At 52.8% G+C, this 26,805-nt stretch carries 28 protein-coding genes and 4 tRNA genes; 23 read left to right on the top strand and 9 right to left on the bottom strand.

Annotated elements, in window-relative coordinates; translation table 11 throughout:
- Positions 1-33 precede the first annotated feature (33 nt).
- The 7 genes from betC to ABXG94_RS03850 are packed head-to-tail and all read left to right on the top strand — an operon-like array spanning position 34 to position 7,644.
- A complete protein-coding gene (gene betC, locus ABXG94_RS03820; RefSeq protein WP_353532414.1) occupies positions 34-1,566 on the top strand; it encodes a choline-sulfatase in 1,533 nt (510 codons plus the stop codon).
- 2 nt (positions 1,567-1,568) lie between these two features.
- A complete protein-coding gene (locus ABXG94_RS03825) occupies positions 1,569-2,363 on the top strand; it encodes an SDR family NAD(P)-dependent oxidoreductase (protein ID WP_353534000.1) in 795 nt (264 codons plus the stop codon).
- Between the two features lie 12 nt (positions 2,364-2,375).
- A complete protein-coding gene (gene kce, locus ABXG94_RS03830; RefSeq protein WP_353532415.1) occupies positions 2,376-3,311 on the top strand; it encodes a 3,5-dioxohexanoate:acetyl-CoA acetone transferase in 936 nt (311 codons plus the stop codon).
- Positions 3,312-3,321: 10 nt separating this feature from the next.
- Positions 3,322-4,743, top strand: coding sequence for an aminobutyraldehyde dehydrogenase (locus tag ABXG94_RS03835; protein ID WP_353532416.1), 1,422 nt, complete (start codon positions 3,322-3,324; stop codon positions 4,741-4,743).
- Between the two features lie 5 nt (positions 4,744-4,748).
- Complete coding sequence (locus ABXG94_RS03840; protein WP_353532418.1) at positions 4,749-5,495, top strand: SDR family NAD(P)-dependent oxidoreductase; 747 nt, start codon at positions 4,749-4,751, stop codon at positions 5,493-5,495.
- On the top strand, positions 5,495-6,424 hold the full coding sequence (locus ABXG94_RS03845) for a 3-hydroxyacyl-CoA dehydrogenase NAD-binding domain-containing protein (protein WP_353532419.1): 930 nt from the start codon (positions 5,495-5,497) through the stop codon (positions 6,422-6,424). The genes ABXG94_RS03840 and ABXG94_RS03845 overlap by 1 nt, the downstream gene beginning before the upstream one ends.
- A gap of 2 nt (positions 6,425-6,426) precedes the next feature.
- A complete protein-coding gene (locus ABXG94_RS03850) occupies positions 6,427-7,644 on the top strand; it encodes an NAD(P)/FAD-dependent oxidoreductase (protein ID WP_353532421.1) in 1,218 nt (405 codons plus the stop codon).
- Positions 7,645-7,728: 84 nt separating this feature from the next.
- Here the strand turns inward: ABXG94_RS03850 and ABXG94_RS03855 are convergent, their stop codons facing one another.
- Entirely contained in the window at positions 7,729-8,697 is a 969-nt protein-coding gene (locus ABXG94_RS03855; RefSeq protein ID WP_353532422.1) for an ABC transporter substrate-binding protein, read from the bottom strand.
- 362 nt (positions 8,698-9,059) lie between these two features.
- Positions 9,060-9,135 (bottom strand) — tRNA-Val (locus ABXG94_RS03860).
- A 329-nt stretch (positions 9,136-9,464) separates the two neighbouring features.
- Here ABXG94_RS03860 and ABXG94_RS03865 point away from each other — a divergent pair.
- Both ABXG94_RS03865 and ABXG94_RS03870 read left to right on the top strand, forming a co-directional pair.
- Positions 9,465-9,541 (top strand) — tRNA-Asp (locus ABXG94_RS03865).
- 47 nt (positions 9,542-9,588) lie between these two features.
- Positions 9,589-9,665 (top strand) — tRNA-Asp (locus ABXG94_RS03870).
- A gap of 209 nt (positions 9,666-9,874) precedes the next feature.
- Here ABXG94_RS03870 and ABXG94_RS03875 read toward each other — a convergent pair.
- From ABXG94_RS03875 to ABXG94_RS03885, 3 genes are all read right to left on the bottom strand, one after another.
- A complete protein-coding gene (locus ABXG94_RS03875; protein WP_353532424.1) occupies positions 9,875-10,786 on the bottom strand; it encodes a 2OG-Fe(II) oxygenase family protein in 912 nt (303 codons plus the stop codon).
- A 39-nt stretch (positions 10,787-10,825) separates the two neighbouring features.
- Positions 10,826-11,614 carry an SDR family NAD(P)-dependent oxidoreductase gene (locus tag ABXG94_RS03880; RefSeq protein WP_353532425.1) on the bottom strand — a complete coding sequence of 263 codons (789 nt, stop codon included), beginning with the start codon at positions 11,612-11,614 and terminating at the stop codon, positions 10,826-10,828.
- Positions 11,615-11,678: 64 nt separating this feature from the next.
- Positions 11,679-12,458: a CmcJ/NvfI family oxidoreductase gene (locus tag ABXG94_RS03885; protein WP_353532427.1), complete on the bottom strand. Its 780-nt coding sequence runs from the start codon at positions 12,456-12,458 to the stop codon at positions 11,679-11,681.
- A gap of 98 nt (positions 12,459-12,556) precedes the next feature.
- Here ABXG94_RS03885 and ABXG94_RS03890 point away from each other — a divergent pair, with 98 nt between their 5' ends.
- A complete protein-coding gene (locus ABXG94_RS03890; RefSeq protein ID WP_353532429.1) occupies positions 12,557-13,468 on the top strand; it encodes a LysR family transcriptional regulator in 912 nt (303 codons plus the stop codon).
- 98 nt (positions 13,469-13,566) lie between these two features.
- Here the strand turns inward: ABXG94_RS03890 and ABXG94_RS03895 are convergent.
- A tRNA-Ser gene (locus ABXG94_RS03895) sits at positions 13,567-13,656 on the bottom strand.
- A 121-nt stretch (positions 13,657-13,777) separates the two neighbouring features.
- On the opposite strand from ABXG94_RS03895, the gene ABXG94_RS03900 reads away from it, so the two are divergent.
- The 8 genes from ABXG94_RS03900 to ABXG94_RS03935 all read left to right on the top strand — a co-directional run bounded on the left by ABXG94_RS03900 (position 13,778) and on the right by ABXG94_RS03935 (position 20,569).
- Positions 13,778-14,617 (top strand): DUF2059 domain-containing protein, encoded by an 840-nt coding sequence (locus ABXG94_RS03900; RefSeq protein WP_353532431.1) that lies wholly within the window; start codon positions 13,778-13,780, stop codon positions 14,615-14,617.
- A 210-nt stretch (positions 14,618-14,827) separates the two neighbouring features.
- The gene (locus ABXG94_RS03905) at positions 14,828-15,463 is read left to right on the top strand and encodes a 50S ribosomal protein L21 (protein WP_353532433.1); all 636 of its coding nucleotides are present in this window, start codon (positions 14,828-14,830) and stop codon (positions 15,461-15,463) included.
- A gap of 23 nt (positions 15,464-15,486) precedes the next feature.
- Positions 15,487-15,756 carry a 50S ribosomal protein L27 gene (gene rpmA / locus ABXG94_RS03910; protein ID WP_353532435.1) on the top strand — a complete coding sequence of 90 codons (270 nt, stop codon included), beginning with the start codon at positions 15,487-15,489 and terminating at the stop codon, positions 15,754-15,756.
- A gap of 77 nt (positions 15,757-15,833) precedes the next feature.
- A complete protein-coding gene (locus tag ABXG94_RS03915; protein ID WP_353532437.1) occupies positions 15,834-16,439 on the top strand; it encodes a LysE family translocator in 606 nt (201 codons plus the stop codon).
- Positions 16,436-16,975, top strand: a complete 540-nt coding sequence (locus ABXG94_RS03920; protein ID WP_353532439.1) for a GNAT family N-acetyltransferase — start codon at positions 16,436-16,438, stop codon at positions 16,973-16,975. The genes ABXG94_RS03915 and ABXG94_RS03920 overlap by 4 nt, the downstream gene beginning before the upstream one ends.
- Before the next feature lie 125 nt (positions 16,976-17,100).
- Positions 17,101-18,141, top strand: coding sequence for a GTPase ObgE (obgE, locus tag ABXG94_RS03925; RefSeq protein ID WP_353532441.1), 1,041 nt, complete (start codon positions 17,101-17,103; stop codon positions 18,139-18,141).
- Entirely contained in the window at positions 18,129-19,235 is a 1,107-nt protein-coding gene (proB, locus tag ABXG94_RS03930; RefSeq protein WP_353532443.1) for a glutamate 5-kinase, read from the top strand. The genes obgE and proB overlap by 13 nt, the downstream gene beginning before the upstream one ends.
- A gap of 68 nt (positions 19,236-19,303) precedes the next feature.
- The gene (locus ABXG94_RS03935) at positions 19,304-20,569 is read left to right on the top strand and encodes a glutamate-5-semialdehyde dehydrogenase (protein WP_353532445.1); all 1,266 of its coding nucleotides are present in this window, start codon (positions 19,304-19,306) and stop codon (positions 20,567-20,569) included.
- A gap of 3 nt (positions 20,570-20,572) precedes the next feature.
- On the opposite strand, the gene ABXG94_RS03940 is transcribed toward ABXG94_RS03935, so the two are convergent.
- Positions 20,573-21,157, bottom strand: coding sequence for a histidine phosphotransferase family protein (locus tag ABXG94_RS03940; RefSeq protein ID WP_353532447.1), 585 nt, complete (start codon positions 21,155-21,157; stop codon positions 20,573-20,575).
- A gap of 30 nt (positions 21,158-21,187) precedes the next feature.
- Between ABXG94_RS03940 and ABXG94_RS03945 the strand changes: the two genes are divergently transcribed.
- The 5 genes from ABXG94_RS03945 to tsf all read left to right on the top strand — a co-directional run bounded on the left by ABXG94_RS03945 (position 21,188) and on the right by tsf (position 25,083).
- Positions 21,188-21,379: a DUF3553 domain-containing protein gene (locus ABXG94_RS03945; RefSeq protein ID WP_353532449.1), complete on the top strand. Its 192-nt coding sequence runs from the start codon at positions 21,188-21,190 to the stop codon at positions 21,377-21,379.
- 119 nt (positions 21,380-21,498) lie between these two features.
- Positions 21,499-22,272, top strand: a complete 774-nt coding sequence (gene olsB, locus ABXG94_RS03950; RefSeq protein ID WP_353532451.1) for an L-ornithine N(alpha)-acyltransferase — start codon at positions 21,499-21,501, stop codon at positions 22,270-22,272.
- 1 nt (position 22,273) lies between these two features.
- Positions 22,274-23,119, top strand: a complete 846-nt coding sequence (gene olsA / locus ABXG94_RS03955; protein ID WP_353532453.1) for a lyso-ornithine lipid O-acyltransferase — start codon at positions 22,274-22,276, stop codon at positions 23,117-23,119.
- Between the two features lie 241 nt (positions 23,120-23,360).
- Complete coding sequence (rpsB, locus tag ABXG94_RS03960) at positions 23,361-24,134, top strand: 30S ribosomal protein S2 (protein ID WP_353532455.1); 774 nt, start codon at positions 23,361-23,363, stop codon at positions 24,132-24,134.
- Positions 24,135-24,207: 73 nt separating this feature from the next.
- Positions 24,208-25,083, top strand: a complete 876-nt coding sequence (gene tsf / locus ABXG94_RS03965) for a translation elongation factor Ts (protein WP_353532456.1) — start codon at positions 24,208-24,210, stop codon at positions 25,081-25,083.
- 385 nt (positions 25,084-25,468) lie between these two features.
- Here tsf and ABXG94_RS03970 read toward each other — a convergent pair whose 3' ends face one another.
- A complete protein-coding gene (locus ABXG94_RS03970; RefSeq protein ID WP_353532457.1) occupies positions 25,469-26,233 on the bottom strand; it encodes a LuxR family transcriptional regulator in 765 nt (254 codons plus the stop codon).
- Positions 26,234-26,238: 5 nt separating this feature from the next.
- A complete protein-coding gene (aroQ, locus tag ABXG94_RS03975; protein WP_353532458.1) occupies positions 26,239-26,673 on the bottom strand; it encodes a type II 3-dehydroquinate dehydratase in 435 nt (144 codons plus the stop codon).
- Between the last annotated feature and the right edge of the window lie 132 nt (positions 26,674-26,805).

Raw genomic sequence — 26,805 nt, forward strand, 5'->3', positions numbered from 1 at the left:
GACGGCTTACATCTGATCAACTTGAGAGCTGAAATGCAAAAAAAACCAAACATCGTTTTGATCATGGCCGATCAGTTCGCACCACATTTTTGTGGGGCTTATGGGCACCGGACCGCAAAGACGCCGCATATAGATGCGCTTGCCAACCGCGGCATGCGCTTTGACGCCGCCTATTGCAACTCGCCGTTATGCGCGCCTTCGCGCTTTGCCTTTTTGTCTGGCAAACACATCAGCAAGATTGGGGCCTATGACAATGCGTCCGAATTTGGTGCCTCTGTTCCAACTTTTGCGCATTACATGAAGACATTGGGCTATCATACTTGTCTTAGTGGAAAAATGCACTTTGTTGGTCCCGATCAGAAGCATGGTTTTCAGGACCGGATCACCACCGATATCTATCCATCTGACTTTGCCTGGACCCCGAATTGGGATGCGCCTGACGAACGTATCGACAAGTGGTTTCACAATATGGGCACGGTCAAAGAAAGCGGACAGGCGGTTGCCACCTACCAAACCGATTATGACGATGAAGTGGGCTTTGCCACGCGGCGCTGGCTTGTGGACCGCGCCCGTGATCGCACACTGGGCAACCAGGAACCCTTCGCTTTGGTGGCATCCTTCATTCATCCCCACGAACCCTATGTGGCGAAACCTGAATTCTGGGATCTGTACGATGATGCTGACATCGATATGCCAGAGGTCACATTCACGCCGGACGAACAAGATCCGTTTTCTCGGCGTTTGATGGATGGAACAGAAGCCAGCACCAAGCCGCTGACAGATGCAGAGATCCGTCAGGCACGGCATGCTTATTTGGCCAACGTCAGCTATTTTGACAGCAAAGTTGGCGAAATCGTTCAGACCCTGACTGACATTGGCGAGCTTGATAATACCATTATCATGATCTGTGCTGATCACGGCGATATGCTGGGCGAACGCGGCTTGTGGTATAAAATGTCTTTCTTTGAACACTCTGCGCGCATTCCATTGATCATGGCCGGCCCAATGGTCAATCACGGCACCGCATCAAATGCCTGTTCGCTGGTTGATATATTGCCAACACTGATCGAAATCGGTGGCGGAGACTCAAGCATCTTGGGTGAACCCGTGGATGGGCGCAGTTTGCTGCCGCTTGCGCGCGGTGAACACGACCCAATTGACGAAGCGATCGGTGAATATTGTGCCGAGATGACATCCTATCCGGTCTTTATGATCCGGCGTGGCTCTTTGAAATATGTACATTGTGAGTCAGATCCAGCGCAGCTCTATGATCTTTCAGTAGATCCCAAAGAACTGCATAATGTCGCAGAAGATCCGCGCTATCATCCGCAGGCCTTGGCCTTTGCTGCAGAGGTCAAAGACCGTTGGGACAGCGAAGCGCTGCGCACAACGATTATCGAAACCCAACGATCCCGCCACAAGCTGCACGCATGCATGCAGGCAGGTGCTGGCGCGCATTGGGATTACAACCCGCCGTCGGATGCCTCGCAACAATACATTCGAAATCACATGGATTGGACGGTCGCCGCAGGTCGTTACCGTTTGAATACACAGGAAAATAAGTGACTATGAAACTTCAGGGTAATACAGCTTTAGTGACCGGTGGCCGCGGCGGCATTGGCCGCGCAATCGTGGCACGCTTTCTAAAAGAAGGTGCAACGGTATTTGCAGCCGACCTTAGCGAACAAGGGTCGCTGGCCGCACACGACAATGATGGCAGCGTCTTTGTGCGCATGAATGTTGCTTCCGAAGACGAAGTCAAAGCAGCGATGGCGCAGGTTCTGGAAACCTCTGGACAACTCGATATCTTGGTGAACGCTGCTGGAATCGAAATCGAAAAAACCATCGAAGACACCACTTTGGATGAATGGAATCAGTCCTTTGCGGTAAATTGCACCGGCACTTTCCTGACGTCCAAATATGCACTGCCATTGCTGCGCGCGGCAACAAAGTCCGGCACAACTGCCTCGGTGATCAACTTTGGCTCCTATGATGGTTTTATCGCAGATCCCGGTTTGGCGGCCTATTGCGCCACCAAAGGGGCGGTGCATGCCCTGACGCGGGCCATGGCCTGTGATCATGGTCCAGAAGGCATCCGTGTGAACGCCATCTGTCCTGGCTACATCGACACGCCAATGCTGCAAAGCTTCTTTACCGGCGAGGGATCGGGCGGCGATGGCAAATCCATTGATGATTTGCAACAGGCGGTGCGAGGCGTGCACCCAATGCGCACCTACGGCACACCAGATGACATCGCCAACCTAGTGAATTGGCTGGCCTCTGACGAGGCGCGTTATGCAAGTGGACAGCTTTGGGTGCTTGACGGTGGATTGTCAGCACAAGTTCAACAAATGAAACTTTGATCGGATACTATGATGGCAAAATCAAAACCAGTGATCATCACCTGCGCACCCACAGGTGGCATTCATACCCCGACAATGTCCGAGCATCTGCCAATCACGCCGACCGAGATTGCGCAGGCCAGTATTGATGCAGCAGAAGCAGGCGCTTCGATCATTCACTTGCATGCGCGTGATCCTGAAACCGGCAAACCAGATGCAGACCCCGATCTGTTCATGCAGTTTCTGCCGCGCATCAAGCAGGCAACAGACGCAGTCGTGAATGTTTCAACCGGCGGCGGCCTTGGCATGAGCCGGGAAGACCGTTTGAAAGCGGCCATGGTCACAAGCCCGGAAATGGCCTCGATGAATATTGGTTCCATGAACTTTGGGATCTTCCCAATGAAAGACAAATATTCAAATTGGAAACATTCTTGGGAACCAGAATTTCTGGATATGACCCGCGACTTTATTTTCAAAAACACGTTTAGCGACATCGAATATTGCCTCAAAGAATTGGGGCAGGGGCATGGCACCCGGTTCGAGTTTGAGTGCTATGATCTGGGGCATTTGTATAACCTGGCCTGGATCCGGGATCAGGGATGGATCGAAGGCCCAATATTTATACAAATGGTCTTTGGTATATTGGGCGGCGTTGGCGCTGATCTTGATAATCTGATGCATATGCACACCATTGCAAACAAGCTGTTTGGCGACGACTATGAATGGTCGGTATTGGCCGCAGGACGTCATCAAATGCCCTTTACCACCCAAAGTGCGCTTTTGGGTGGTAACGTGCGCGTCGGCTTGGAAGACAGCCTCTACATTGGACCTGGCGAAAAAGCCGTATCCAGCGCGCAGCAAGTGCGCAAAATCCGTAATATTGTCGAAAATCTTGGTCATGAAATCGCGACCCCAGCCCAAGCGCGCGAGCGCCTTGGTCTGAAGGGAGCGGACCAAGTTGCGTTCTGAGGAGGATAGCATGCAAACCAAAATGTTGATTAACGGCGAGCTTGTTACAGGCAACGATGCGCCAATTTCAGTACTTGATCCTGCAACAGGCACCGAAATCGTAGCAATTAATGCTGCAAGCACCGAGCAAGTCGATGCAGCGGCGGCCGCATCACACGAAGCCTTTCAAACCTATGGGCAGTCAAGCCCCGGCGAACGCGCTGAGCTTTTGACAAATATCGCCAATGTTTTGCAAGAGAATGCCGAAGAATTGGCGGCTCTGGAAAGCCAGGATGTTGGCAAACCCTGGCCCTCTGCGCTTGATGACGAAATGCCGCTTACACTTGACACCTTTCGGTTTTTTGCCGGAGCAGCGCGCACCATAAGCGGTGTGGCTGCTGGGGAATATGTGGCTGGCCACACCAGTATGATCCGCCGCGATCCGGTTGGGCCGGTGGCAGCCATTGCGCCTTGGAACTATCCGTTGATGATGGCCGCATGGAAAATGGCGGCTCCATTGGCCGCAGGCTGCACCGTAACGCTCAAGCCGTCGCAAGTCACACCGCTGTCCAGTTTACGCGCTGCGGAATTGATCAGCTCGGTTGCACCAAAAGGTGTGGTGAACGTGTTGCACGGGGCAGGGCGTAACGTTGGGAACCAAATGATCAACGATCCGCGCACCGAAGCAATCACCATCACCGGGTCCAATCAAACCGGTGCCGAAGCCATGAAAGCCGCGGCCAATCAAATACGCCATGTGCATCTTGAACTGGGTGGTAAAGCGCCGGTCATTGTGTTTGAGGATGCCGACATCGATGCGGTGGCAGAAACCGTGCGCTATGGCAGCTTTTTCAACGCTGGGCAGGATTGCGCTCAACCCTGCCGCATCATGGTGGCTGATGCCATCTATGACAAAGTTGTTGCAGCAGTGGCAGAACAAGTTGGACAAATCAAAGTTGGTGCACAGCGCGCCGAGGGCACTGAAATGGGCCCAATTGTCTCTGCGGCACAGCGCAATACCGTAGCCGGGTTTGTCGATCGTGCGCGCGACCACTGCGAGGTCGTATCCGGCGGCAACATGATCGACGGGCCGGGTTTTTTCTACCAGCCAACCGTGCTTGCGAACGTTGACAACACTGCAGAAGTGGCCTGCACCGAAATATTTGGCCCGGTCGTGACGATCTCGCGCTTTAGCGATGAAGAAGAAGCCTTGCGCATTGCAAATAGTGGCCATTTTGGCTTGGCCTCCTCTGTCTGGACAAAAGACACCGGCAGAGCCATGCGCATGACGTCAAAGTTACGCTATGGCTTTACTTGGGTGAACACGCATGGTGTGGCCACACCCGAAATGCCTTGGGCCGCGATGAAAAGCTCAGGCACAGGTTGTGACATGTCAGTCTATGCTCTGGACGCCTATACAGCAGTGCGTCACGTCATGATTGCACACGGGTGATTGATATGCAGAAAACAGCAATTGTAACTGGCGGTGGGCGCGGCATTGGCCGCGCCATCGTCACGCGGCTGGTCACTGACGGAATGAATGTCGTGACCTGTGGTCGCGGCGAAAGGCCTTCTGATTTGCCACAGCAAGTGATCTGGAAGCAAGCGGATGTGTCCCGCGTCGCAGAGGCCAATGCTTTGGTCGAGGCCGCAACAGAAGCCTTTGGGGCTGTGCATGTTCTGGTGAACAACGCCGGTGTCCAAGTGGAAAAAACAACCGCCGACAGCACCGACGCAGACTATGATCTGGTGATGGACGTCAACTGTCGTGGCACATTCAACATGTGTCGCGCTGTGTTGCCCAGCATGACGGCTCAGGGGGGGGCTATCGTGAACATGGGGTCGATTTCGGGCGAAGTCGCAGACTCTTGCATGGCGCTTTACAATGCGTCCAAGGCCTTTGTGCACGGCTTGACGCGTTCTATTGCCGTCGACCATGGGCCGCAGGTGCGTTGCAATGCCATCCGGCCCGGATGGATCATGACGGCAATGGCCGAAGATGGTTTTGCCCTCGCCAATAATCCCAAAGCGGCCATGCAGGATGCCTTGGCGCGTCACCCTGTCGGTCGTTTTGGACAACCAGAGGATATAGCTAAGATGGTGTCTTGGCTGGTGTCTGACCAAGCCCCCTATGTGTCAGGTGAATGTTTTACTGTTGATGGCGGCATGACCGCTGCGTCGCCACTTAATCCGGGTTTGTTCTGATGGTTGATACTTCACACACGGCCTGCTTGGGTGGCGGCGTTATTGGCGCAAGCTGGGCAGCATTGTTCTTAGCATCTGGCCGTTCGGTCGCGATGTATGACCCGGGTCCAAACGCTGAATCAGCTGTGCGCGACTACATTGAAAACGCTTGGCCTGCTTTGCAAGAATTGGGTTTGGCGGACAACGGCAATCCAGATGCAATCACGTTTCACCAAAGCGCTGCTTCTGCCATTCAAGGGGCTGGGTTTGTACAAGAAAACGTCCCCGAACGCCTGCCGATCAAACATGCGACTTTCAAGGAAATCGAGGCAGAGCTGCTGCCAGACGCCATTGTCGCCAGTTCCGCCTCAGGTCTGACCCTAGGGCAAATGCAGCAAGGTTGGGAAAACCCAGGCCGGTTCATTCTGGGCCACCCCTTTAACCCACCTCATCTGATTCCCCTGGTCGAACTTATGGCCAATGACAAGACCGATGACGACGTTCTAAAGGGGGCAAAGGCCTTCTATGAAGCTGTCGGTAAAACCACCATTCGCGTGCGCAAAGAGGTGAATGGTCATATTGCAAACCGCCTACAGGCCGCTGTTTGGCGCGAAGCGATCAGTTTGGTGGTGTCAGGCGTGGCCAGCGTTGAGGATGTCGACAAGGCGATGTGGGCTGGTCCTGGGCTGAGATGGGCCGCAATGGGGCCAACCATGCTGTTCAACCTTGGGGCAGGGCCCGGTGGGCTGCAATCATTCTGCGATCATTTTGAAGCTACATTCAATGGTTGGTGGGACGATCTGGGCAAAGTGTATCTTGACGACGCATTGGCCAAACAATTGGTCGATGGCGTGAACGATGAAGCGCAGGGAAAATCTGTGGCTGAACTGTCCGCCGAGCGCGACGCGCTTATTATTGCAATGCAAAAAGCCACAAGGCACCTGAGATAAGCATGACCAAAAAGATTGTTGTAGTTGGCGCAGGTCAGGCAGGGTTTTCAGTTTGTGAAAATCTAAGGAAACTTGGGTTTTCAGGAGAGCTGACCCTGATAGGACAGGAAAGCGCCCCGCCATATCAGAGACCCCCCTTATCAAAGGGTTATCTGCTAGGGGACATGGCCTTAGAGCGCATGTATTTGCGCCCCCTAAGCTTCTATAAGGATCAGGCCATTGATCTGGTTTTGTCTAATGCAGTGACAGAGATCGATGTGGCAGGCCAAAAGGTACGGCTGGCAGATGGCGCGGCAAAAGCCTATGACAGTCTTGTGTTGGCCACAGGTTCGTCGCCGATCCAATTGCCTGCAGCGATTGGCGGTGCATCCCAAGGGGTGTTTTATGTCAGAAATCTGGCAGATGTCGACGAGCTGTCAAGGGCAGTGAAACCAGACGCAAATGCTTTGATTGTGGGCGGCGGCTATATCGGCCTCGAAGCAGCAGCTGTTGCAGCAAAGCTTAAGATGAAAGTCACTTTGGTTGAAGCCGGCGAACGTATTCTGGGCCGCGTGGCATCAGCAGAAACCGCCGCGTATTTTCGTGATTTGCACCAAGGACATGGCGTGCAAATTTTAGAGGGCGTCAAGCTCGAAGCTCTGCATACCGAAAATAGGCATGTTGTCGGCGCTAGCCTGTCTGACGGTCGCAAGCTGCCGGTTGATCTTGCCATCGTTGGCATCGGTATCCGACCAAATGTAGCGCTTGCCGAAAGCGCTGGCCTGACCTTGGATAATGGCATTTTGGTTGATGAACAGTGTCGGACGTCGGACAAAAACATCTTTGCCGCGGGTGATTGTGCGTGCTTCCCTTTGGGCGACAAACTGGCGCGTCTGGAAAGCGTAGGCCATGCGATTGATCAGGCCGCGACGGTTGCACGGGTGCTCTGCGGTCAAGAGGCATCCTATATTGCCAAGCCTTGGTTCTGGTCCGATCAATTTGATACAAAATTGCAAATTGTCGGTCTTTCATCTAGATATGATCAGATCGTAAAACGCACGTCTGCAACCGGGGCCTTGTCGATTTGGTACTACAAAGGGCCCAAGCTTTTGGCCGTTGACGCCATGAATGATCCCCGGGCCTATATGGTCGCAAAACGGTTGATCGAAAGTGGCAAATCACCCCAACCATCAGATGTTAGCAATTTGGAATTGGATCTAAAGCAGCTCTTAAGGTCATAAAAAATCACATGTCGAAAAAAGCACCCGAATAACCTTCGGGTGCTTTTTAGTTTTTAGCGGCACCTTGTGCCTGAATTTAGTCTTTTACTTCAGCAACAGCGCTAGTTTTTCACGCGCGTCGTCGTTGAGCCAGTTTCCCCAGACGTCTTTATAAGTGTCCAAGAAATACACAGCCGCTTCTTCGAAGCTCGCGGAATTGGTGTCTTGCCATGCCAGCACTTCACCCATTTGGGTGTTTGTGAACGACATTTTGCTTAGGAAAGCAACGATTTCAGGTTCACGTTGTTCAAGCGCCGGCGTGACCGCTGTGATAACTTTTGCAGTCGGATAAGCCGAAGCCGTTGGTGCGCTGCATTCTGGATCGCTGTTGCAGGCGTGTGCATCAGCATCAAAGGCATTCATTTCAACTTGAACCATCGGGTATTTGCCCAAAACCGAAGTTGGGGCCCAATAATAACCAAACCATGGTTCTTTGTTCGCATAAGCGGCCGCGATTGCAGTTGCGAGCGTTTCGCCAGAGCCATGTTGGAACCGTTCGATCCCGACCTCTGCCATGCCCAGTGCTTTTAGATTATTGTTGTTCACCACATCACAGGCCCAGCCTGATGGGCAATCGTGAAAACGGCCGCCTACAAGTTCTGGGTTGGCCTTGATGCCGTCAATGGTTTTAAGTTCCGGATGCGCCTCAACCAGATAGGCAGGCAGCCACCAGGCCTCTACGCCACCATCAGACAATACGTGACCCAGTTCCAGCAATTTGCCCTCAGCGCGCAACTCTTCATAGACTGGGGAGGAGTTGGTCCAAAGCTCTGTCAAAATATCGGGCTGACCGGTTTCCGCCACCGACGTCATTGCAGGTGTTGTTGAGGATGGAATCAAAGACACCTCGCAGCCATAACCATGTGTCATTAAGACATTTGCAACATGGGTGACCACCGCAGATGAGGCCCAGTCCATTTCCGTAATAGAGACTTCGCCACAGTCCGCATGTGCCAGGCTGCCGATGCAAGTTAACCCGAGTGCTGCGAGTGAAATTTTGGTGCCAGATTGCATTTTGTTTTCCCTGTGTTGTTAACTTTGTTGTTGCATTTACTGTTGCATCATCGGGAAATCATTTTTGATGCTTTTTGCCGTTTTTTTAACTTTATTGTATGGATTCAGGCCTTTCCGCGATGCCCGCAGCGTGATTGATCATTCGATTTTGGCGAAAAATCGTTAAAGTTGAATCAGTTTTTTTAAGAAACGCTTTGGCGGATGCCGGGGGGGCATCTGGGGTTTGTTAAGAAAAGCGCAGGCCATCGGCAAAAAGTTCACAGCAATAGGAAATGATGCGCCTGTGGGTCAGTGACCGCTGCGAAATCAAAATGATGCATCGATCCCCAAGGGGGAAACTCTTTTGAATTCAAAGGGGTAAATGGTGGGTCGTGAGAGGCTCGAACTCCCGACATCTTCGGTGTAAACGAAGCGCTCTACCAACTGAGCTAACGACCCGATAGGGGGCTTTTAGTCTGATAGCTGGGGGAAGGACAAGAGTAAAAAATGATTTTTTTAAAAAAAATTTCCAAACGCAGCAAATCCCATATTTTCCGGTGATTCCAATGGGTTTCGCGTTACGGAGAGTTTTGGAATGCAAGCTATCTGCTGAAATCGTAAAGTTTTTCCGCCGATGAACACGCCAAAATCCTTATGGTTAAGGGGCGTGCATTAGGCACTTAGAAAAAACTCAAAAATAGCGTTGTAATTTGCTTGACGATGCTTGCGGCTACGCATAAACCACAGCTCACCGCAGCGAAGGAAACGACGTTACGGAGACACAGAGGGCGGTTGTAGCTCAGTTGGTTAGAGTACCGGCCTGTCACGCCGGGGGTCGCGGGTTCGAGCCCCGTCAACCGCGCCACTCTGTTGTCCCTGACCCGGGTAGGGTGCATAGCCGAAAGGCATCGCGCGGTTGTAGCTCAGCTGGTTAGAGTACCGGCCTGTCACGCCGGGGGTCGCGGGTTCGAGCCCCGTCAACCGCGCCACTTTTCTTCTTTGTCAGATGGTTTGAACGTTTGTTCTTTCATGAATGTTTCGCGCGCGAAACGGGTTGCCGTATCGGCGAACGCTATGTTTCTCAATGGTAAAGACTTAGTTTGACTTAGGGCCCAGGGTCACAGCCAAAAGGGACGAGACCTGCTGGTCCCGCCCATCCTGACAATTCCACTCGAGGAATCGCTGGCCGCGCGCGTTCTTAAAACGGCGCAAATCCATCGTTTTTTGCCGTCGGAACAGACCAGCGTTGGCGCGGGTCCAGTTCTTTGGGCGCGGCACCATATGGCGCGACTTGCCCGTGATCTCCATAAAGCCAAAGCACAAAGTTTGAACGTTCGCCCTGGGTGATGGGCATGGATTCATGTGGTACACTGCCGTGATGGATCAAAGCTGTCCCCGGTGCAAAGGTCTGTTCGCTGACTTGACGGGTTTCCCTGTCAAAGAAGCGCACGCCTGAACCTGAAAATTCTTCGCCGGGCAGATTCACATTGATATTTAATGTCACAGAGGACGCGTCGGTGTGCGCGCGCAGGGAAGTGTCCTGATCAGCTTGCCATTGAATCGAGAACCCAAAGGTCTGGGTGTCATACCCAACAACGTCAGGAAACAAGAGGCGTGAGATCGGCCGCATATAAGCCGACATCATATCCTGATAAAAGCTTTGAAAACTGGGGGCGGCAAGAAACCCTTCAGAGCGACTGTCAAGCATCGCGCCAGCACGGTTAAGTGAAATACCGTAAGGGGGCCGCAGTGGAATCCCGGCATCTGCCACTTTTTCAAAATAATCGCGCAGTACAACCAGACGTTCAGGGTCAAAGAATTGGGTTTTGTAGACGCCCGGAAACACCTCTTCCCATAAATCCTTGACGGCCGCTTCCTTGGATGGATCTTGCCAGGCCTGTTGGACAGCCTTGCGCAAATTTGCGTCATACAGACTTGGGTCTAATTGTGGCTCTGACTTGATTTCGGTTTCTTCCCAGTCTTTCCAAGCTTCTTGGAACAGGTTTTGATTCTGGTTCCAAAATGTTTGTACCGAGAGGGCGCGCTGCAGCATATCTTCACGCGAGGGGCGTTGGACTGCGCGGGCGCGGTCTAGCGATTTGGTTTGCATGATATGTGTTCTTTCTTTTGGTTTTTGGGTGGCCAAATGTCAGTTAAGCTTGGCCACAGCATCTTTGATTGCGCGCATGACATCGGCGCTATGAGCGGCGTCCAAAGCGGCGGCATGTGGCGGAGCAAACGCGCCACTGTCATTGTCAAAATACTTGCCCGAGGCATCCGCAAAGGAGGCTCCAAGAGCGGCTTCGCGGAGAATATCAGCGCCAATGTTAAGATCCTTGCCGGCGACGCCAAAGCCTTCTTTAACCATTTTAGAGGCAAGTAGAGAGCCAGGGTTTACCGCGACAATCACCGGCCCAGCTGGGCAGTCCTTGGCCAGCTCTTGCGACCAGATAGTGATGGCAAGTTTGCTCTGCGCATATGCCTCCATGTCGGCCAACGGTTTGCGCCCCATCAGAGCAGCAAGATCGACCTGCGCCTGAGCGGCAGATGACAGGTTCACAATGCGCCCTTGCTTGGGGATGATCGGGCGCAATTCTTGTGTCAGCACATAGGGCGCAATGGTATTGACCATAAAGCGGACATCAAAACCTTCGGCGGTTTGGGTGTCAGCGATCTTAAGTACACCCGCATTGTTGATCAGCGCATCAAGTTGTGTGTGGTTCTTGCGAATTTCGGCGGCCAACGCGTACACATCAGCCATGCGTGAAAGATCCGCGGTATAGGTTTCAGTCAAACCGCCGACCTCTTTTGCTGCCGTGGCTAGTTTGCTCGCGCTGCGACCGTGCAACAGAATTCTGTGCCCTTCGGCAGCCAGCGTTTTTGCTGTGAGCAGGCCAATGCCATCGGTTGCGCCGGTGATGAGAATGGTTTTTGTCATCTGGTGAACTTTCTGTGTTTTATGTCAATGGTTTATGGTTGACATTTAATGTTGTGCTTATGGGTTAGTAGCGCACCAGAGTGCGGCTCTCGATGCTTTTGCGGATGCTCTTGATTTCGGAGTTTTCAACCCTGTCCAACGCGCTATGTGCGATGGCTGGCTGGCCGCGATTGTCATAGATATTGAAGATGACAACGTCGTCTGGCGTCATGCTGGACCTGTAAATCCATTCATGTTTGGGGTTTGCAGCCAGCCCCAATATCTGGCCTTTGCGATCGGGGTAGATCAGGTCAAGAAGGATCCAATCTTCGTTGGCAACGGATTGCGGCATAACAAAGCCTAAAGGGGCGGAATTTATTGTTGCCTCTAGGGGGCGCCAGATGTTGATAAACGCATAGTGTCCGTTGCTCCAATCGGCGGCCAAATTGGTGCCCAGTATGTCCACAAGACGCTGTTTGGCACCCGTAGAGCTATAGTCACTGTGCACGTTACGAGCCGGCTTACGATCTGCATCAGGATCGTCGGTGCGGATTGTGTGGTCAAATATGACCACCTCTTTGGCGTCAACTTTATCTTTCAATAGGCGGGTGAGTTCCTTGTTATAGGCTGGTTGCCAGTCTGTGCCGCCGCCGATGTTTTTGACACTTGAAGCACGCGCTGCGAATTCAACGGAATCAGCTTTGAAAGTTGCCTTTGCATCATTCGTGCGATCGTCACGTAGGGTGATTTTTTTGGAAACGAGTTCTGGCGAGATGAGATTGCCGGGTATACCACCCGCATCGAGTTCAAAGGCTTGTCGCGAGGGTTTGTGAACATGGTAGTTTACAATTGCTGTTTGGGTCATTGGGGTGTCCTCGATCGGTCATGACCCTTGATTTAGCACTTACAAATTCGATATAAATGGCCTATAAATGAATTCAGTTTTCCGAAAATGTATATAATATGGACGCGCAAAGTCTTCGCCTTTTTGTTCTTGCTTGCGAGACCCTGAATATCAGCGCTGCTGGCCGAATGCTTGGTATGGCACCTGCAGTGGCAAGCACGCGTATTGCCAAGTTAGAGCAATTATTGGGGGCTGAATTGCTGCATCGGTCGACCCGAAAGGTTTCTTTGTCTTTAGAAGGACAGGATTTCCTGCCCTATGCCCGCGAGATGATAGCCCAGGAAGAAGCGGCGCTGGCTGCATTGGGCAAGGGGCAAGCAAAGATCAGCGGCAAGCTGCGTTTTGCGGCACCCAGCACATTTGCCCAGATCTATATTGCACCGTTGTTGCCAAAGTTCATGCAGGCCTATCCCGATCTAACGCTCGAATTGCATCTGTCAGATGTGCAATTTGATCTGATCGATGGCAGTTATGATCTTGCTTTGCGCAACGCCGTGCTTGCTGACAGCAGTCTTACCGCCCGCAAATTGGCTGATGATACTCGTATTCTATGTGCCTCACCCGACTATCTGAAACACTTCGGCACGCCGCAGGACCCCAATGATTTTGCGCAACATCGGCTGATGGGGTTTCAGGACCTAGAACCCACAAGTTTGGTGTCTTCATGTGGGGCCAAGGCAGAGTTTTCCCCCAAAACAGCAGCACAACACTTGATTTTAGATGATGGGCTGACCCAAAAACAGGCAACGCTTTCTGGTGCAGGAATCTCGATCAATTCGCTTTGGCTTGTGCATCAGGAGATTGCCAGTGGGGCATTGCAGAGGGTTCTTCCGATCTACAATGTCGCGCCTCAACCCGCGCTTTGGTTGATCTATCCAAAAAGCAACGTTGTGTCTGCCAAGGTGCGGGTATTTATGGATTTTCTCACCAAACATATCGGCAAAGCGCAGGCTTGGAAATCAACAGGCTAGGCGGCATGAAAAGCCGGCGCTGATCTTATGAAAGAAAACTGTCGATCGGCCGTTTTTCGAACGGTTCCATAGATTCAGTGATCTGTAAATTGGTAATATGGCGGAGAGACAGGGATTCGAACCCTGGGTCCCCTTGCAGGGACAACGGTTTTCGAGACCGCCCCGTTCGACCACTCCGGCACCTCTCCGCGGGGGTCTTGGTAGCGGCGCAATATCGCGGTTTTTTGACCGGTGCAAGAGTGATTGGCGTTGTTTCGGCAATGATTTGGCTTAAGTTAAAAGAGACAGCAATGAAGCACTGGAAAACTTATGTTTGCGCGATACTTGAAATCTGCTCGTCTGGCCATTGTCTTGGGGGGCGGGATTGTGGTTGGGGCGGCGCAAGCCTTTGCAGCGGAGCGCGCAGACGTTGAGAGCTTTCTAAAAGTAACGGGCTTTGACGTTGCCATCGAAAGCATTGCTTTGGGGGCTGAGGATGCGCCGTCGATGCTGGGGCTAGAGCAGGACGCCTTTGGCAAACGCTGGCGACAATTGTCAGAAGAGATTTTTGTGCCGGCCCAAATGTTACAGCAAGCCACCGATATGTTGGCCGAAGCTTTGGCCCAAGATCTGCTAAAACATGCAATTCAGTTTTACGAAAGCGATTTGGGCACGCGCCTTGTGGCAGCTGAAAACCTATCGCATATGGATGATCCGGATCTGAAACATATCGCTGGGCGCGAAATCATCGCGCAGATGGTGCAAAAAGGCGATGCAAAAATTGGGTTTTTCCAACGTATGAATGTGGCGATCGATCCCGAGGATTTGGGGTTGCGCGCTGTGCAAGAAATTCAGGTGCGCTTTCTGGTGGCCGCGTCGCGGGCAGGGGTGATTGAGCGCGACCTGGACGAGGCGATGTTGTGGGCGCAAATTAGGGAAACCGAAGCAGAGGTGCGCCGGTCTATGCAGGCGGCGGCGCTGACAGGGTCTGCCTATACCTATCAGGGTTTTTCAGAGGACGAGTTGGAAACCTATACCGAGGCGTTGGAAGACCCAAAGATGCAAAAGGTCTATGAGTTGATGAATGCGGTGCATTTCCGCATTATGGGGGACCGATTTGATGCTCTGGCGCAACGATTGGACGCTTTGCGGCCTAGCCAAGAGCTTTAGGCACCAAAACCCAAAGAAAATTGGGTTTTCAGGCAGAATGGCTTGACTTGGTTTTGCAATGGGCACATAAGCCCGCAACGGCGTAAGGATGACTTGCGCCGTGTTTTATTGTAACAACGCTCCACTCTAGGGCGCGCGGTTCGAGGCGGCATTTGCCAAAACACCCGTAAGGGGGGCCACAGAACGCGGTCAAATCAAAGGAAAAGGGACATGTTCGCAGTCCTGAAAACCGGCGGTAAGCAGTATAAAGTACAGGCAGGTGATATCCTGCGTGTCGAAAAACTGGCTGCAGACGCTGGCGAGAAAATTCAATTCAACGAAGTGCTGATGCTGGGCGGTGACAATACCGTTGTTGGCGCACCACTTGTTGATGGTGCAGCTGTACAAGCCGACGTGATCGAACAGATCAAAGGCGAAAAGCTGATCAAATTCGTGAAACGCCGTCGTAAGCACAGCTCTAAGCGTACTGTTGGCCACCGTCAGAAACTGACATTGGTGCGTGTAACAGACATCTTGGCGTCTGGCGCAGACAAATCCGGCGTAAAAGCGGCGATTGGTTCTGGTTCTGTTGCAGCCGTGGCGGAAGCCGCACCTGCAAAGAAAGCCGCTCCTAAGAAAGCAGCAAAAGCAGCCACTCCGGTAGCTGAAGGCGCTGACGATCTGAAGAAGCTTTCTGGCGTTGGACCTGCTCTGGAAAAGAAACTTCTGGAAGCTGGTGTAACTTCTTTCGCGCAAATCGCTGCGTGGGGCGAAGCAGATATCGCAGAATTCGACGAAAAGCTGTCTTTCAAAGGCCGCATCGAACGCGAAGGCTGGGTAGCGCAAGCTGCTGAGCTGGCGAAGTAAGCGAAGTATAGGAGACTAACGATATGGCACATAAAAAAGCTGGTGGTAGTTCCCGTAACGGTCGCGACTCCGCGGGTCGTCGTTTGGGCGTCAAAAAATACGGTGGCGAAGCTGTTTTGGCTGGCAACATCATCATGCGTCAGCGCGGCACAAAGATGTGGCCGGGCGAAGGCGTTGGCATGGGTAAAGATCACACAATCTTTGCAACTGTTGAAGGCAACGTAAAGTTCCATAAAGGCCTTAAAGGCCGCACTTTTATTTCGGTTCTCCCGGTGGCGGAGGCCGCTGAGTAAGCCGACCTAAAGGTTTTAAGACAATTGGGGGATCGGCTGCAAAGCCGGTCCCTTTTCTTTTGTAAGGAGCGCCAGACATGGGCGTTGCAGTGATCAGTTTCTTGGCGTTTGGCGCGTCACAGGTTGCCACACCGGGGCCAGCCAATATGGCGCTGTTGGCCACAGGTGCGCGCTTTGGGTTTAGGGCAGCCATCCCCTTTGTCTTTGGCGTTGCTATAGGCAAACAGCTGATCATCTGGCCCATTGGTTTTGGACTTATGTCCTTGGCTGATCGCGTGCCGGTAATATTTGAGATATTTAAATATATTTCAGCGGCTTACATCGCATATCTCGCGTGGAAAGTTGCAAATATGCGCCTTGGAACTGCGGGGCAGGAAAGCAATGTACCTGGGTTTTTAGCCGGTCTTTGGGTGCATCCACTCAACCCGAAAGCCTGGGCGATGATTGTTGCTGGTTTTACGAATTTTGTCGTGCCTGGGACACCACCCTTGCAGGCCACGGCGACGATCGCCATCTGTCTATTCATATGTCAGATGGTATTCCATCCGATCTGGGCTTTGGGAGGAGACCAGATTGCAAAAACTGTTGCGGGACAGCCCGCAGAGGTTTGGCTTATGCGCGTGCTGGCCGCTTTGACGGTCTTGTCCGTGCTGTATGTACTATTTGGAGGAACGAGTACGTGAAACACGACGCAATCGTGAATCAGCCCGTGATCGAAGCAGACCGCTTTGTGCTGCGCCCATTGCGGCGTTCTGATGCTGGTTTGATCGATCACTACGCAAGCGACCGCGTGTTGGCGCGCATGACCGTTGCGATCCCGCATCCGATCCCACCTGGCGCTACTGATGCGTTTATTACGCGCGCCTTGTCAGACGCACGTGTCGCGGATGTCTGGGCCATAGACGGGCAAAAAGACGGTGCCGAAGAGCTGATGGGAGTCATTTCGCTGGATCGCGTTGACCACGGAAAGTCGGAAATCGGCTATTGGGTGGCACCCCCATATTGGAACACTGGCGTTGCCTCTGCAGCTGTGCGTTGCCTGATCAATGCCAACCCGCTGAAGAGCGTGACGATGTATGCCAGCGTTTTCCAAGACAACCCGGCCTCGGCACGGGTACTGACCAACAGCGGGTTTCAATACATTGGCGACGCTGAAAACTTTTCGGTTGCCCGTAATGCTGCCGTGCCCACCTGGACTTATAGTCTGAAGCTCGACTGACGCGCCCAAAACGCTGCAAATGGCCCAATGAGAGGCTTGCCGCGGCTCTCTGGTCAATCTTTGCTTTAGGTTGGCCGAAAAACATTTTATCAGGCAGGTCAATGATCCGCCGAAAGGACTAAAAAATGAAATTTCTCGATCTGACCAAGGTCTATATCCGATCCGGCGGCGGCGGCGGGGGCTGCGTGTCGTTTCGCCGCGAGAAATTTATTGAATATGGCGGTCCAGACGGTGGCGACGGCGGCAACGGCGGCTATGTTTATGCCGAAGCGGTCGACGGATTGAATACGTTGATCGATTTTCGCTATCAGCAGCACTTTTTTGCGCGTTCCGGCCAGGCTGGCATGGGCAGTGGTCGCACAGGCGCGCGCGGCGACGACATTGTGTTGCGTGTACCGGTTGGCACTGAAATCCTCGACGAAGATCAAGAAACGCTGATTGCGGATCTGACCGAGGTCGGGCAGCGTGTGGTACTGGCCAAGGGCGGCAATGGCGGTTTTGGCAACTTGCACTTTAAGTCCTCGACCAACCAGGCCCCTCGGCGGGCGAACCCCGGCCAAGAAGGGGTGGAGCGCACGCTCTGGTTGCGACTAAAACTCATCGCTGACGTTGGCCTTTTGGGACTTCCGAATGCTGGAAAATCTACGTTTTTGGCCGCAACATCCAATGCGCGCCCAAAAATCGCGGACTATCCGTTCACCACACTTTATCCAAACTTGGGCGTCGTGGGTGTTGATAACGTTGAATTTGTAGTGGCAGACATCCCCGGCCTGATCGAAGGTGCCAGCGAAGGTCGCGGCCTGGGCGATTTGTTTCTTGGCCATGTAGAACGCTGTGCTGTTTTGTTGCATTTAGTGGATGGAACCTCTGGCGATCCGGCAAAAGATTACGAGACGATCTTGGGTGAACTTAAAGCCTATAGTGATGTGTTATCTGCCACGCCGCGCATCACGGTTTTGAACAAAATCGACGCGCTGGACGCAGAAGAGCGCGTGTTTTTGAAAGAAGAACTTGAGACAGTCACCGGCAACAAAGTGATGTTGATGTCCGGTGCCAGCCAGGAAAATGTTAAAGATGTTTTGCGCGCCCTGCGCCAGGAAATCGATGACAATCGCCTGCGTCAACGGGTGCAAGACGAAGAGGACGACGCGCCGTGGCGACCCTAACTTCTGCCAAGCGCCTTGTGATCAAGATCGGTTCAGCTTTGTTGGTGGATCGCAGCAATGGCGCTTTGCGGAAAAAATGGTTGGAGGGGCTGGCCGAAGATGTGGCTTGGCTCAAATCACTTGGCATAGATGTGGTGCTGGTGTCCTCTGGCTCGATTGCTTTGGGCCGCAACGCCCTTGATTTACCCGCGACAGATCTCGCTCTTGAACAGTCTCAGGCGGCCGCTGCTGTGGGTCAAATCCAATTGGCCCGCGCTTACGAGGCGGCTCTGGCTCCGCATGGGATCAAAACCGCCCAGGTTCTGGTCACGCTTGAAGACAGTGCCAATCGCCGACGCTATCTGAATTCACGGGCCACATTGGCGCAATTGCTAAAGCTGGGCGTCGTACCAATTGTTAATGAAAATGACACGGTGGCCACTGATGAAATTCGCTATGGTGACAACGACCGTTTGGCCGCCCAGATTGCACTGACCACTGGCGCAGATCAATTGATTTTGCTGTCTGACGTTGATGGGTTTTATTCGGCAAATCCGCAAAATGACCCAACGGCGCAGCGCTTTGAAACCATTGATGACATCACCCCCGAAATAGAAGCTATGGCGGGCGAAGGTGTATCGGGACTGTCCAAAGGTGGCATGATCACCAAGATATTTGCAGCCAAAACGGCCACCGCTGGCGGCTGCGCGATGGCGATCACCGAAGGCAGCGTATCGCGCCCCTTAAATGCGCTTGAGAGCGGCGCAAATGCCACTTGGTTCAAGGCGCAAGTTACCCCACAACAGGCGCGCAAACGCTGGATAAGTTCGATGAAGCCGCAGGGCTCTGTGCATGTGGACGATGGGGCGGCTGCCGCGCTTGGGCGCGGAAAAAGCCTTTTGCCCGCGGGTGTTAGTTCGGTCAAAGGGGAATTTGAACGCGGCGATCCGGTCGAGTTGATATCGGCAAATGGTCGCAAATTGGGGCAGGGGCTTTGTGCCTATTCAGCTGTTGAAGCCCGCGCGATCAAAGGCCGCCAAAGCTCTGAGGTTGAAAACATCCTTGGCTATTCCGGCCGCGCGGCACTGATACACCGAGATGATATGGCGCTTTAGTTGTTCTTGATCCAAATACCCCCGCCGGAGGCCCACCGGTTTATTATTTTAAGCAAAGGAAAAGTCTGATGAAAGACATCACAGATATCCCCGCCCTGATGCAAGAGATTGGCACCCGAGCCAAAGCTGCGAGTGCAGAGCTGGCCTTTGCCCCACCAGAGGCAAAATCCAAAGCGCTTATGGCTGCGGCTGATATGGTCTGGGACCAACGCGGGGACATCATCGCCGCCAATGTCAAAGATTTGGCATTTGGCGCTGACAAAGGGTTAAGCCCGGCGATGATGGATCGCCTGATGCTTGATGAAGCACGGATCAAGGGCATTTGTGAAGCGCTGCGCGCTGTGGCTGGCCAGGATGATCCGGTTGGTCAGATCCTAGAGGAATGGGACCGTCCGAGCGGCCTAAATATCAAACGGGTGCGCACTCCGCTTGGGGTGATTGGTGTGATTTATGAAAGCCGGCCCAATGTGACTGCGGATGCGGGTGCGCTGTGTTTGAAGTCTGGCAATGCGGTCATTCTGCGCGGCGGGTCCGAAAGCTTTCATTCCTCAAGCGCCATTCATGCTTGTTTGCAAGCCGGATTAAAGGCCGCAGATCTGCCTGTGGATGCGGTGCAGTTGGTGCCAACGCGGGACCGCGCTGCGGTGCAAGCTTTGCTGACCATGGTCGACACCGTTGATGTTATTGTGCCGCGTGGTGGCAAAGGGCTGGTTGGCCTTGTGCAGCGCGAGGCGCGTGTGCCGGTGTTTGCGCATCTCGAAGGTATTGTGCACATCTATCTTGATAAAGCCGCTGATCCGGTCAAAGCGTTGGATGTGGTGCTTAACGCAAAAACTCGACGCACGGGTATTTGCGGTGCAGCGGAATGTCTGTTGATTCACAAAGGCTTAGTAGACACAGTTGGCCAGGGCGTGCTCAAAGCCCTGATGGATGCGGGTGTGCGGGTGCATGCGGATCAGGCCTTGCAATCGATCAAAGGCACGGTCGCAGCAACTTCTGAGGATTGGGGGCACGAATATCTAGATATGGATATAGCGGCCAAAGTTGTAGACGACGTTGACGCGGCGATTGCGCATATTCGCACGTTTGGATCCAATCACACCGATTGCGTGATTACCGAAGATGATGCGGTGGCGGCGCGGTTCTTTGAACGTTTGGATTCAGCGATTTTGATGCGCAACGCGTCGACTCAATTTGCCGATGGTGGAGAATTCGGCATGGGCGGAGAAATTGGAATCGCCACGGGTAAGATGCATGCGCGGGGGCCGGTGGGGGCGGCGCAGTTGACGAGCTTTAAATATCTGGTCGAAGGCAACGGCACCACTCGCGCCTGATCGTTAAAAACATATGGAAATCTGGGTGGCTTTTATCTGGATTTCCAAATCTTTGCTTTGCTCTTTAAGATTTTGAATCAAAAGCGAAAAACTTACCGTTGCCGGGGTGAAATCCTGCAAAACTTCCAGTCGCGCAATTGCGGTCCAGAGCCCGTCGTCAATGCGCAGTACAACGTCTTTGACCGTAAGCTGCCAACGGCTGCCATGGCGCCTTACGGTGATCTTACCGCCCTGTGGCAAGGCCTGTTCCAGGCACATCACCCCCAAGAGCACGGATTGCACTTCATCGCGTTGGAGCACGCCTGAAACCTGCCAGTCGACAGAGGCACGTTCGCTGTTCAAGTCGTTGAAGATGCACTCAATTTCTTTGTTTTGCACCGGTTGATCCGGCCCCGCTTGACCGAAGGCCAAGCGAAAGAAACGCAGCCGTGCGCTTGAGATTTTGGCGCTTTCAGCCACTAAATCTGTCTCTTCAACTCCGCCTTGGGTGAGTTGAAGTAATTCGACGCCATTGGAAATTGCGCCCACAGGGCTTATGAGGTCATGACAGATGCGTGACGCGACACATTCGGTTAATCGTTGAGACAAATCTATATACCCCTATGATGGAGAAGCCCCTTGGAAGATCTAAATGCGTTTCTGGAACCCGGCATGCTGGTGCGCCATCCAGAGCAAAAAGACTGGGGCACAGGCCAGGTGCAATCCAATATCGCAGGCAAGATAACGGTTAATTTCCAAGAGGTTGGCAAAGTGGTCCTTAATAGTCGACGGGTCGGTTTGGTGCCCGTAATTAAGCCATTAACCGATTAATTTGAGGTTAACACAACCAGAAAGTGTGCGAGTCAGATTTTTTTGATTTTTTTTTCATTCGGTTGCCTTGGCGGGGCCTGCCGCCTAAAAGCAGGGAAAGCAAACAGGCACCGACACATATGACGACCGCGTCCGTAAAACTGAAATTGAAACTTGCGGATTGCGAGGCTGATATCCAAGCGGCGCAGGCGCTGCGTTATCAGGTGTTTGTCAAAGAGCTTGGCGGCGACGGACCGCTTGTAGACCACGCGGCAGGGCTGGAACGCGACGCCTTTGACCCGTTTACCGATCATCTTATGTTGTTAGACAGCGATCGCGGCGACGCCGTCAAAGACCAAATTGTTGGGGTTTACCGTTTGCTGCGGGATGATCAGATGCCGGCAATTGGGGCCTATTACACAGAGGCCGAGTTTGACGTCACTGCGTTGAAAAAGACCGGGCGCAAACTGCTGGAACTTGGGCGCTCTTGTCTGTTGCCCGAGTACCGGGGCGGCACGGCGATGTATGTGCTGTGGAACGGTTTGGCAGACTATGTCGCCAAACATGAGATTGAAATTCTGTTTGGCACCGCAAGCTTTCACGGCACCGACATTGACGCGCTTTCAAAACCACTGTCCCTGTTGTTTCATCGCCATCTTGCCCCAGATGAATTGCGCGTTATTGCGCAGGAAAAATCATTTCAAAACATGAATTTACATGATGAACGTGATCTGGATAGACGCTTGGCAATGCTAGAGATTCCTGCCTTGATCAAGGGCTATTTGCGACTGGGTGGATTTGTGGGCGAGGGCGCCTATATCGATCATGCGTTTAACACGACCGATGTTTGCCTTGTGATGGATACCGAGAAATTAAACGCCACACAGCGCCGGATCTATACAAGAGGAACCTGACGTGCAGAAGCCGACCTGGAACAGCGAAAATGGCTATCCTGACTATGCAAAGATCACCGGGATTGCCTGGCTGAGCGTGGTGGTCCGGGGCGTTTTGGTGCTTGGGTTATTGGCGCTTGGCTTGCTGGTGTTACTGGCACTTCGTTTGATCGAAAAACCCTTGTTTGGATTGAACCGCCCCTGGTCGCCACGGGTCACGCAATTTGTGTGTCGTAATGCGCTGCGTTTTATGGGCATCAGATTTGAGACCAAAGGCAAGCCAATGCGCTTGCCCGGTGCGATGGTGGCCAACCATGCTTCTTGGTTGGATATTTTTGTGCTGAACGCCCGTGACCGGCTGTATTTCGTGTCCAAGTCCGAAGTGGCCGCCTGGCCAGGTATCGGCACCCTGGCCAAGGCCACAGGCACGGTGTTTATCACCCGCGATCGCAAAGAGGCAAAGGCCCAACAGGACATGTTTGAACAGCGGCTGTCGGCGGGCCACAAGCTGTTGTTTTTCCCAGAAGGCACTTCGACGGATTCTCTACGGGTTTTACCTTTTAAATCAACGCTTTTTGCGGCATTCTTTTCCGAAAATCTAAAGCCCATTTGTTACGTGCAGCCGGTTAGCGTGAGCTATCGTGCCCCTGATCAGGCCGATCAAAGGCATTATGCCTGGTGGGGCGATATGGAGTTTGGTCCGCATATGTTGCAGATGTTGGCGTCGCGGCGGCATGGCAAAGTCGAGGTGGTCTATCATGAACCGGTGGCAGTGGCGGATTTTGCCAACCGCAAAGAGCTGACTTCGCATCTGGAACGTCAGGTGCGCGCGGGCCATTATTTGACCCAAGATTTACCCCATGCGTAAAACCAGCGCACGCTGCTCAAAGTTTTGATTATTTGTACAATTTGTACGTTTCGCGGCCTGAAACGTACGATTCGCATTTAACGCTTGCCAGTCCACCATAATTGAAGTAGTTCGCGCGCATTCAAACCCGCAGGTGGGGTTTGGGCTGGTCCAAGGGAGACATCCTTGGCGGTCCGCCGGTTGGAGCAAATGCTTCCTACTTCCCCCACCAAGGCGTAAACCGGAAAAAGGAAATACACGCATGGCTCTTCCTGAGTTCACTATGCGCCAGCTGCTAGAAGCAGGCGTACACTTTGGTCACCAAACACAACGCTGGAACCCACGTATGGGCGAGTTCATTTATGGCTCGCGCAATGGCATCCACATCATGGACCTGACGCAGACTGTTCCAATGTTGGACGCAGCGCTGAACGCAGTTCGTGAAACTGTTGCCAAGGGCGGCCGCGTTCTGTTCGTTGGTACCAAGCGTCAAGCGGCTGCACCTGTTGCAGATGCTGCTGAGAAATCTGCTCAGTACTTTATGAACCACCGCTGGTTGGGCGGCACTTTGACAAACTGGAAAACAGTTTCTCAGTCCATCAACCGTCTGAAAGAAATCGACGAGAAGTTGGTTGCTGGTGCAGAAGGTCTGACTAAAAAAGAACGTCTGGGCATGGAACGTGACCAAACGAAATTGCAGGCGTCTTTGGGCGGCATCCGCGAAATGGGCGGCGTTCCTGACCTGCTGTTCGTGATCGACGTGAAAAAAGAAGCGCTGGCGATCGCAGAAGCCAACAAACTGGGCATTCCAGTTGTGGCGGTTGTGGACACCAACTGTTCCCCTGATGGCGTTGATTACATCATCCCAGGCAACGACGATGCGTCCCGCGCGATCTCGCTGTACTGTGATCTGGTGTCTCGCGCAGCCCTGGACGGCATGTCTGCTATGATGGGCGCGGCTGGCGTTGATCTGGGCGAATTTGAAGAAGCACCTGTTGAAGAAGCAGTTGCCGAAGAAGTCGCAGCGGACGCGTAAGCGTTACACATCTGACATGGGGGCAGGGTAAGCCCGCCCCCAGACCGATCTATTACATTCTAGGAGAACCAAGATGGCTGTAACTGCCGCAATGGTGAAAGAACTGCGCGAAATGACTGGCGCAGGCATGATGGACGCGAAAAAAGCGCTGACCGAAAACGATGGTGACCAAGAGGCCGCAATCGACTGGCTGCGCACCAAAGGTTTGGCGAAAGCGGCAAAGAAATCTGGCCGTATCGCGGCTGAAGGTCTGGTTGCTGTTCAGGTTGAAGGCGGCAAAGGTGTTGCTGTTGAAGTGAACTCGGAAACTGACTTTGTTGGCAAAAACGCTGATTTCCAAGCTATGGTTGCTGGGATCGCTGGCGCGGCGCTGAACGTGGCAGATGTTGACGCGTTGAACGCGGCGGATCTGGGCGGCAAGCCTGTGTCTGAAGTGATCACAGACAATATCGCGACCATCGGTGAAAACATGTCTCTGCGTCGCATGGCGACTGTAGAGGGCGACGTTGTGGCTTCTTATATCCACAACCCAGCGACGGCCGGCATGGGCAACATCGGTGTTCTGGTTGCGCTGAAAGGCGGCGACGAAGCCTTTGGTAAACAGGTTGCTATGCATATAGCAGCGGCAAACCCACAGTCTTTGTCCGAAGCGGACCTGGACGCGGCAGTTGTTGAAAAAGAAAAGCAAGTTCAGATCGACATCGCGCGCGAATCTGGCAAGCCAGAGCAAGTGATCGAAAAAATGATCGTTGGCCGTATGAAGAAATTCATGGCTGAAGTGACTTTGCTGGGCCAGTCCTTTGTGATCAACCCAGACCTGACCGTTGCAGCAGCTGCCAAAGAAGCTGGCGCTGAAATCGTTGGCTTTGTACGCATGGAAGTCGGCGAAGGCATCGAGAAAAAAGAAGAAGATTTTGCAGCAGAAGTTGCTAAGGCCGCTCAAGGCTAAATCTTGTTAAATCGTTAAGAATACGCCGTCCAATTTGGGCGGCGTTTTTGATTCTGCAGCGCGAAATTATTGGGATCGTGTTTACGGGCCTTAAAAAATGAAACGGTGCCGCAGGAAGTACGACACCGTTTCAAATTTCGGGCCCAATCATTGGGGATGGGCGGGCCCGTTTCTTGAAAACTGCAGGGGGAAAAAACCCACGACTTTCAAATCTGCGACGCTGCCGCAATAAAAGAGCGCAGCGCCTTGAAATCACAAGGATTACGCTCTTTCTACGTCCCTGGCTAAAGCCACACTCACGGAACACGTGTATGATGACAGCTTTGGCGTGCTAACCCTAGGTCAGGAAAACCTTACTTTCCCTCGGATAAGTTTCATGTTGAGACTAATTTGATTCGATTGTAAAGATCTGATTTAGGAAGGTTGCCTTCAAAACCGCCTGGGCCGTTGTTTCAACCGCCAAAGATTCACGGGCCAAACGCAGATGTTTTTCCACTGTGGCCGAGGTACGCCCCAAAAGTGTGGCAATATCCTGAATGGTTTTTCCGTCTGAAACCCATTCCAAAACCTCGCGCTGGCGCTTGGTTAGGGCGCGTTTGGGGTTCTCGTAGGGCAGGTTCAGGATCTTTAAGTGCAAAACATTATTGATCAAAATCAGCTCTTCGCCGTGTTCTTCCCAAATTGCATCCAGCTCTTCCTGTGTCGAGCCAATGGGTCCGGTCAGCCCAATTGCGCCTTTGGATCGCTGAGAAACTGTTTTGAAGCTGACAGTGTAACCCGTTGAAACGCCTGAGGAAATATTAAAATCAAGCACGGCTTGTTCTTCTTTGCTGAGACCCTCTGTCATGGCGCGTTCAGCAATGTGACGCCAACTTTGCGCGCCCACATTGTTCAACGCCCATTTGATCATGGGACCATGCAGAAACATGCGCTCGCCAAAAAAGCGATCAAGATAAACGCGGTCGTGGTTTGACAGAACAACAAAATCTTCGGGATCACCCAGGTTATAATCAACCCGAAAATTGGTGTATCCATAGATCAGGCGATCAAAACCATATTCTGCCATCTTGTCGACGTGCATTTTCCAAAGAGCTTCGAGCGTCGTGGCATTTGTCATATCCGCGATATATCGCAGGATCTTGGATGGCATTTAATTTACCCGAGGTGGCGCACCAAAGCGTCGATGGCTAATTCATAACCATGCGCGCCAAAACCGCAGATCTGACCGACCGCGACTGGGGCTATAAAGGACTTGTGGCGGAATTCTTCGCGCGCGTGAATATTTGAAAGGTGCAATTCAATCACGGGCAGGGCCGCTGAGGAGATCGCATCCATAAGAGCAACCGACGTATGGGTATAAGCACCGGCGTTTAAAACGATACCATCATGGGTGCCACGGGCATCATGGATGGCGTCGATCAATGCGCCTTCGTGATTGCTTTGGAAAAACTTGAGTTCAATATTGTGTTTGTTGGCATGGGCCGTGCAGAGATTTTCAATGTCAGTCAGAGTTGTTGTGCCGTAAACTTCTGGTTGGCGCGTGCCAAGCAAGTTCAAGTTTGGACCATTAAGTATAAGAATTGACGTCATTGTATCCCTCGGTGTTACAAAGAGGTTTACAGCGAAGCGTTTGGCGCTGTCTAGCGCTAGAGGGCTGTCAGAGGGGTTATCGCTGTGTTTTTGGGTGATTTAGCACCGGAACGGCTGATTTGATGCTTGTTA

This window comes from Cognatishimia sp. WU-CL00825 (assembly GCF_040364665.1).
GTDB lineage: Bacteria > Pseudomonadota > Alphaproteobacteria > Rhodobacterales > Rhodobacteraceae > Cognatishimia.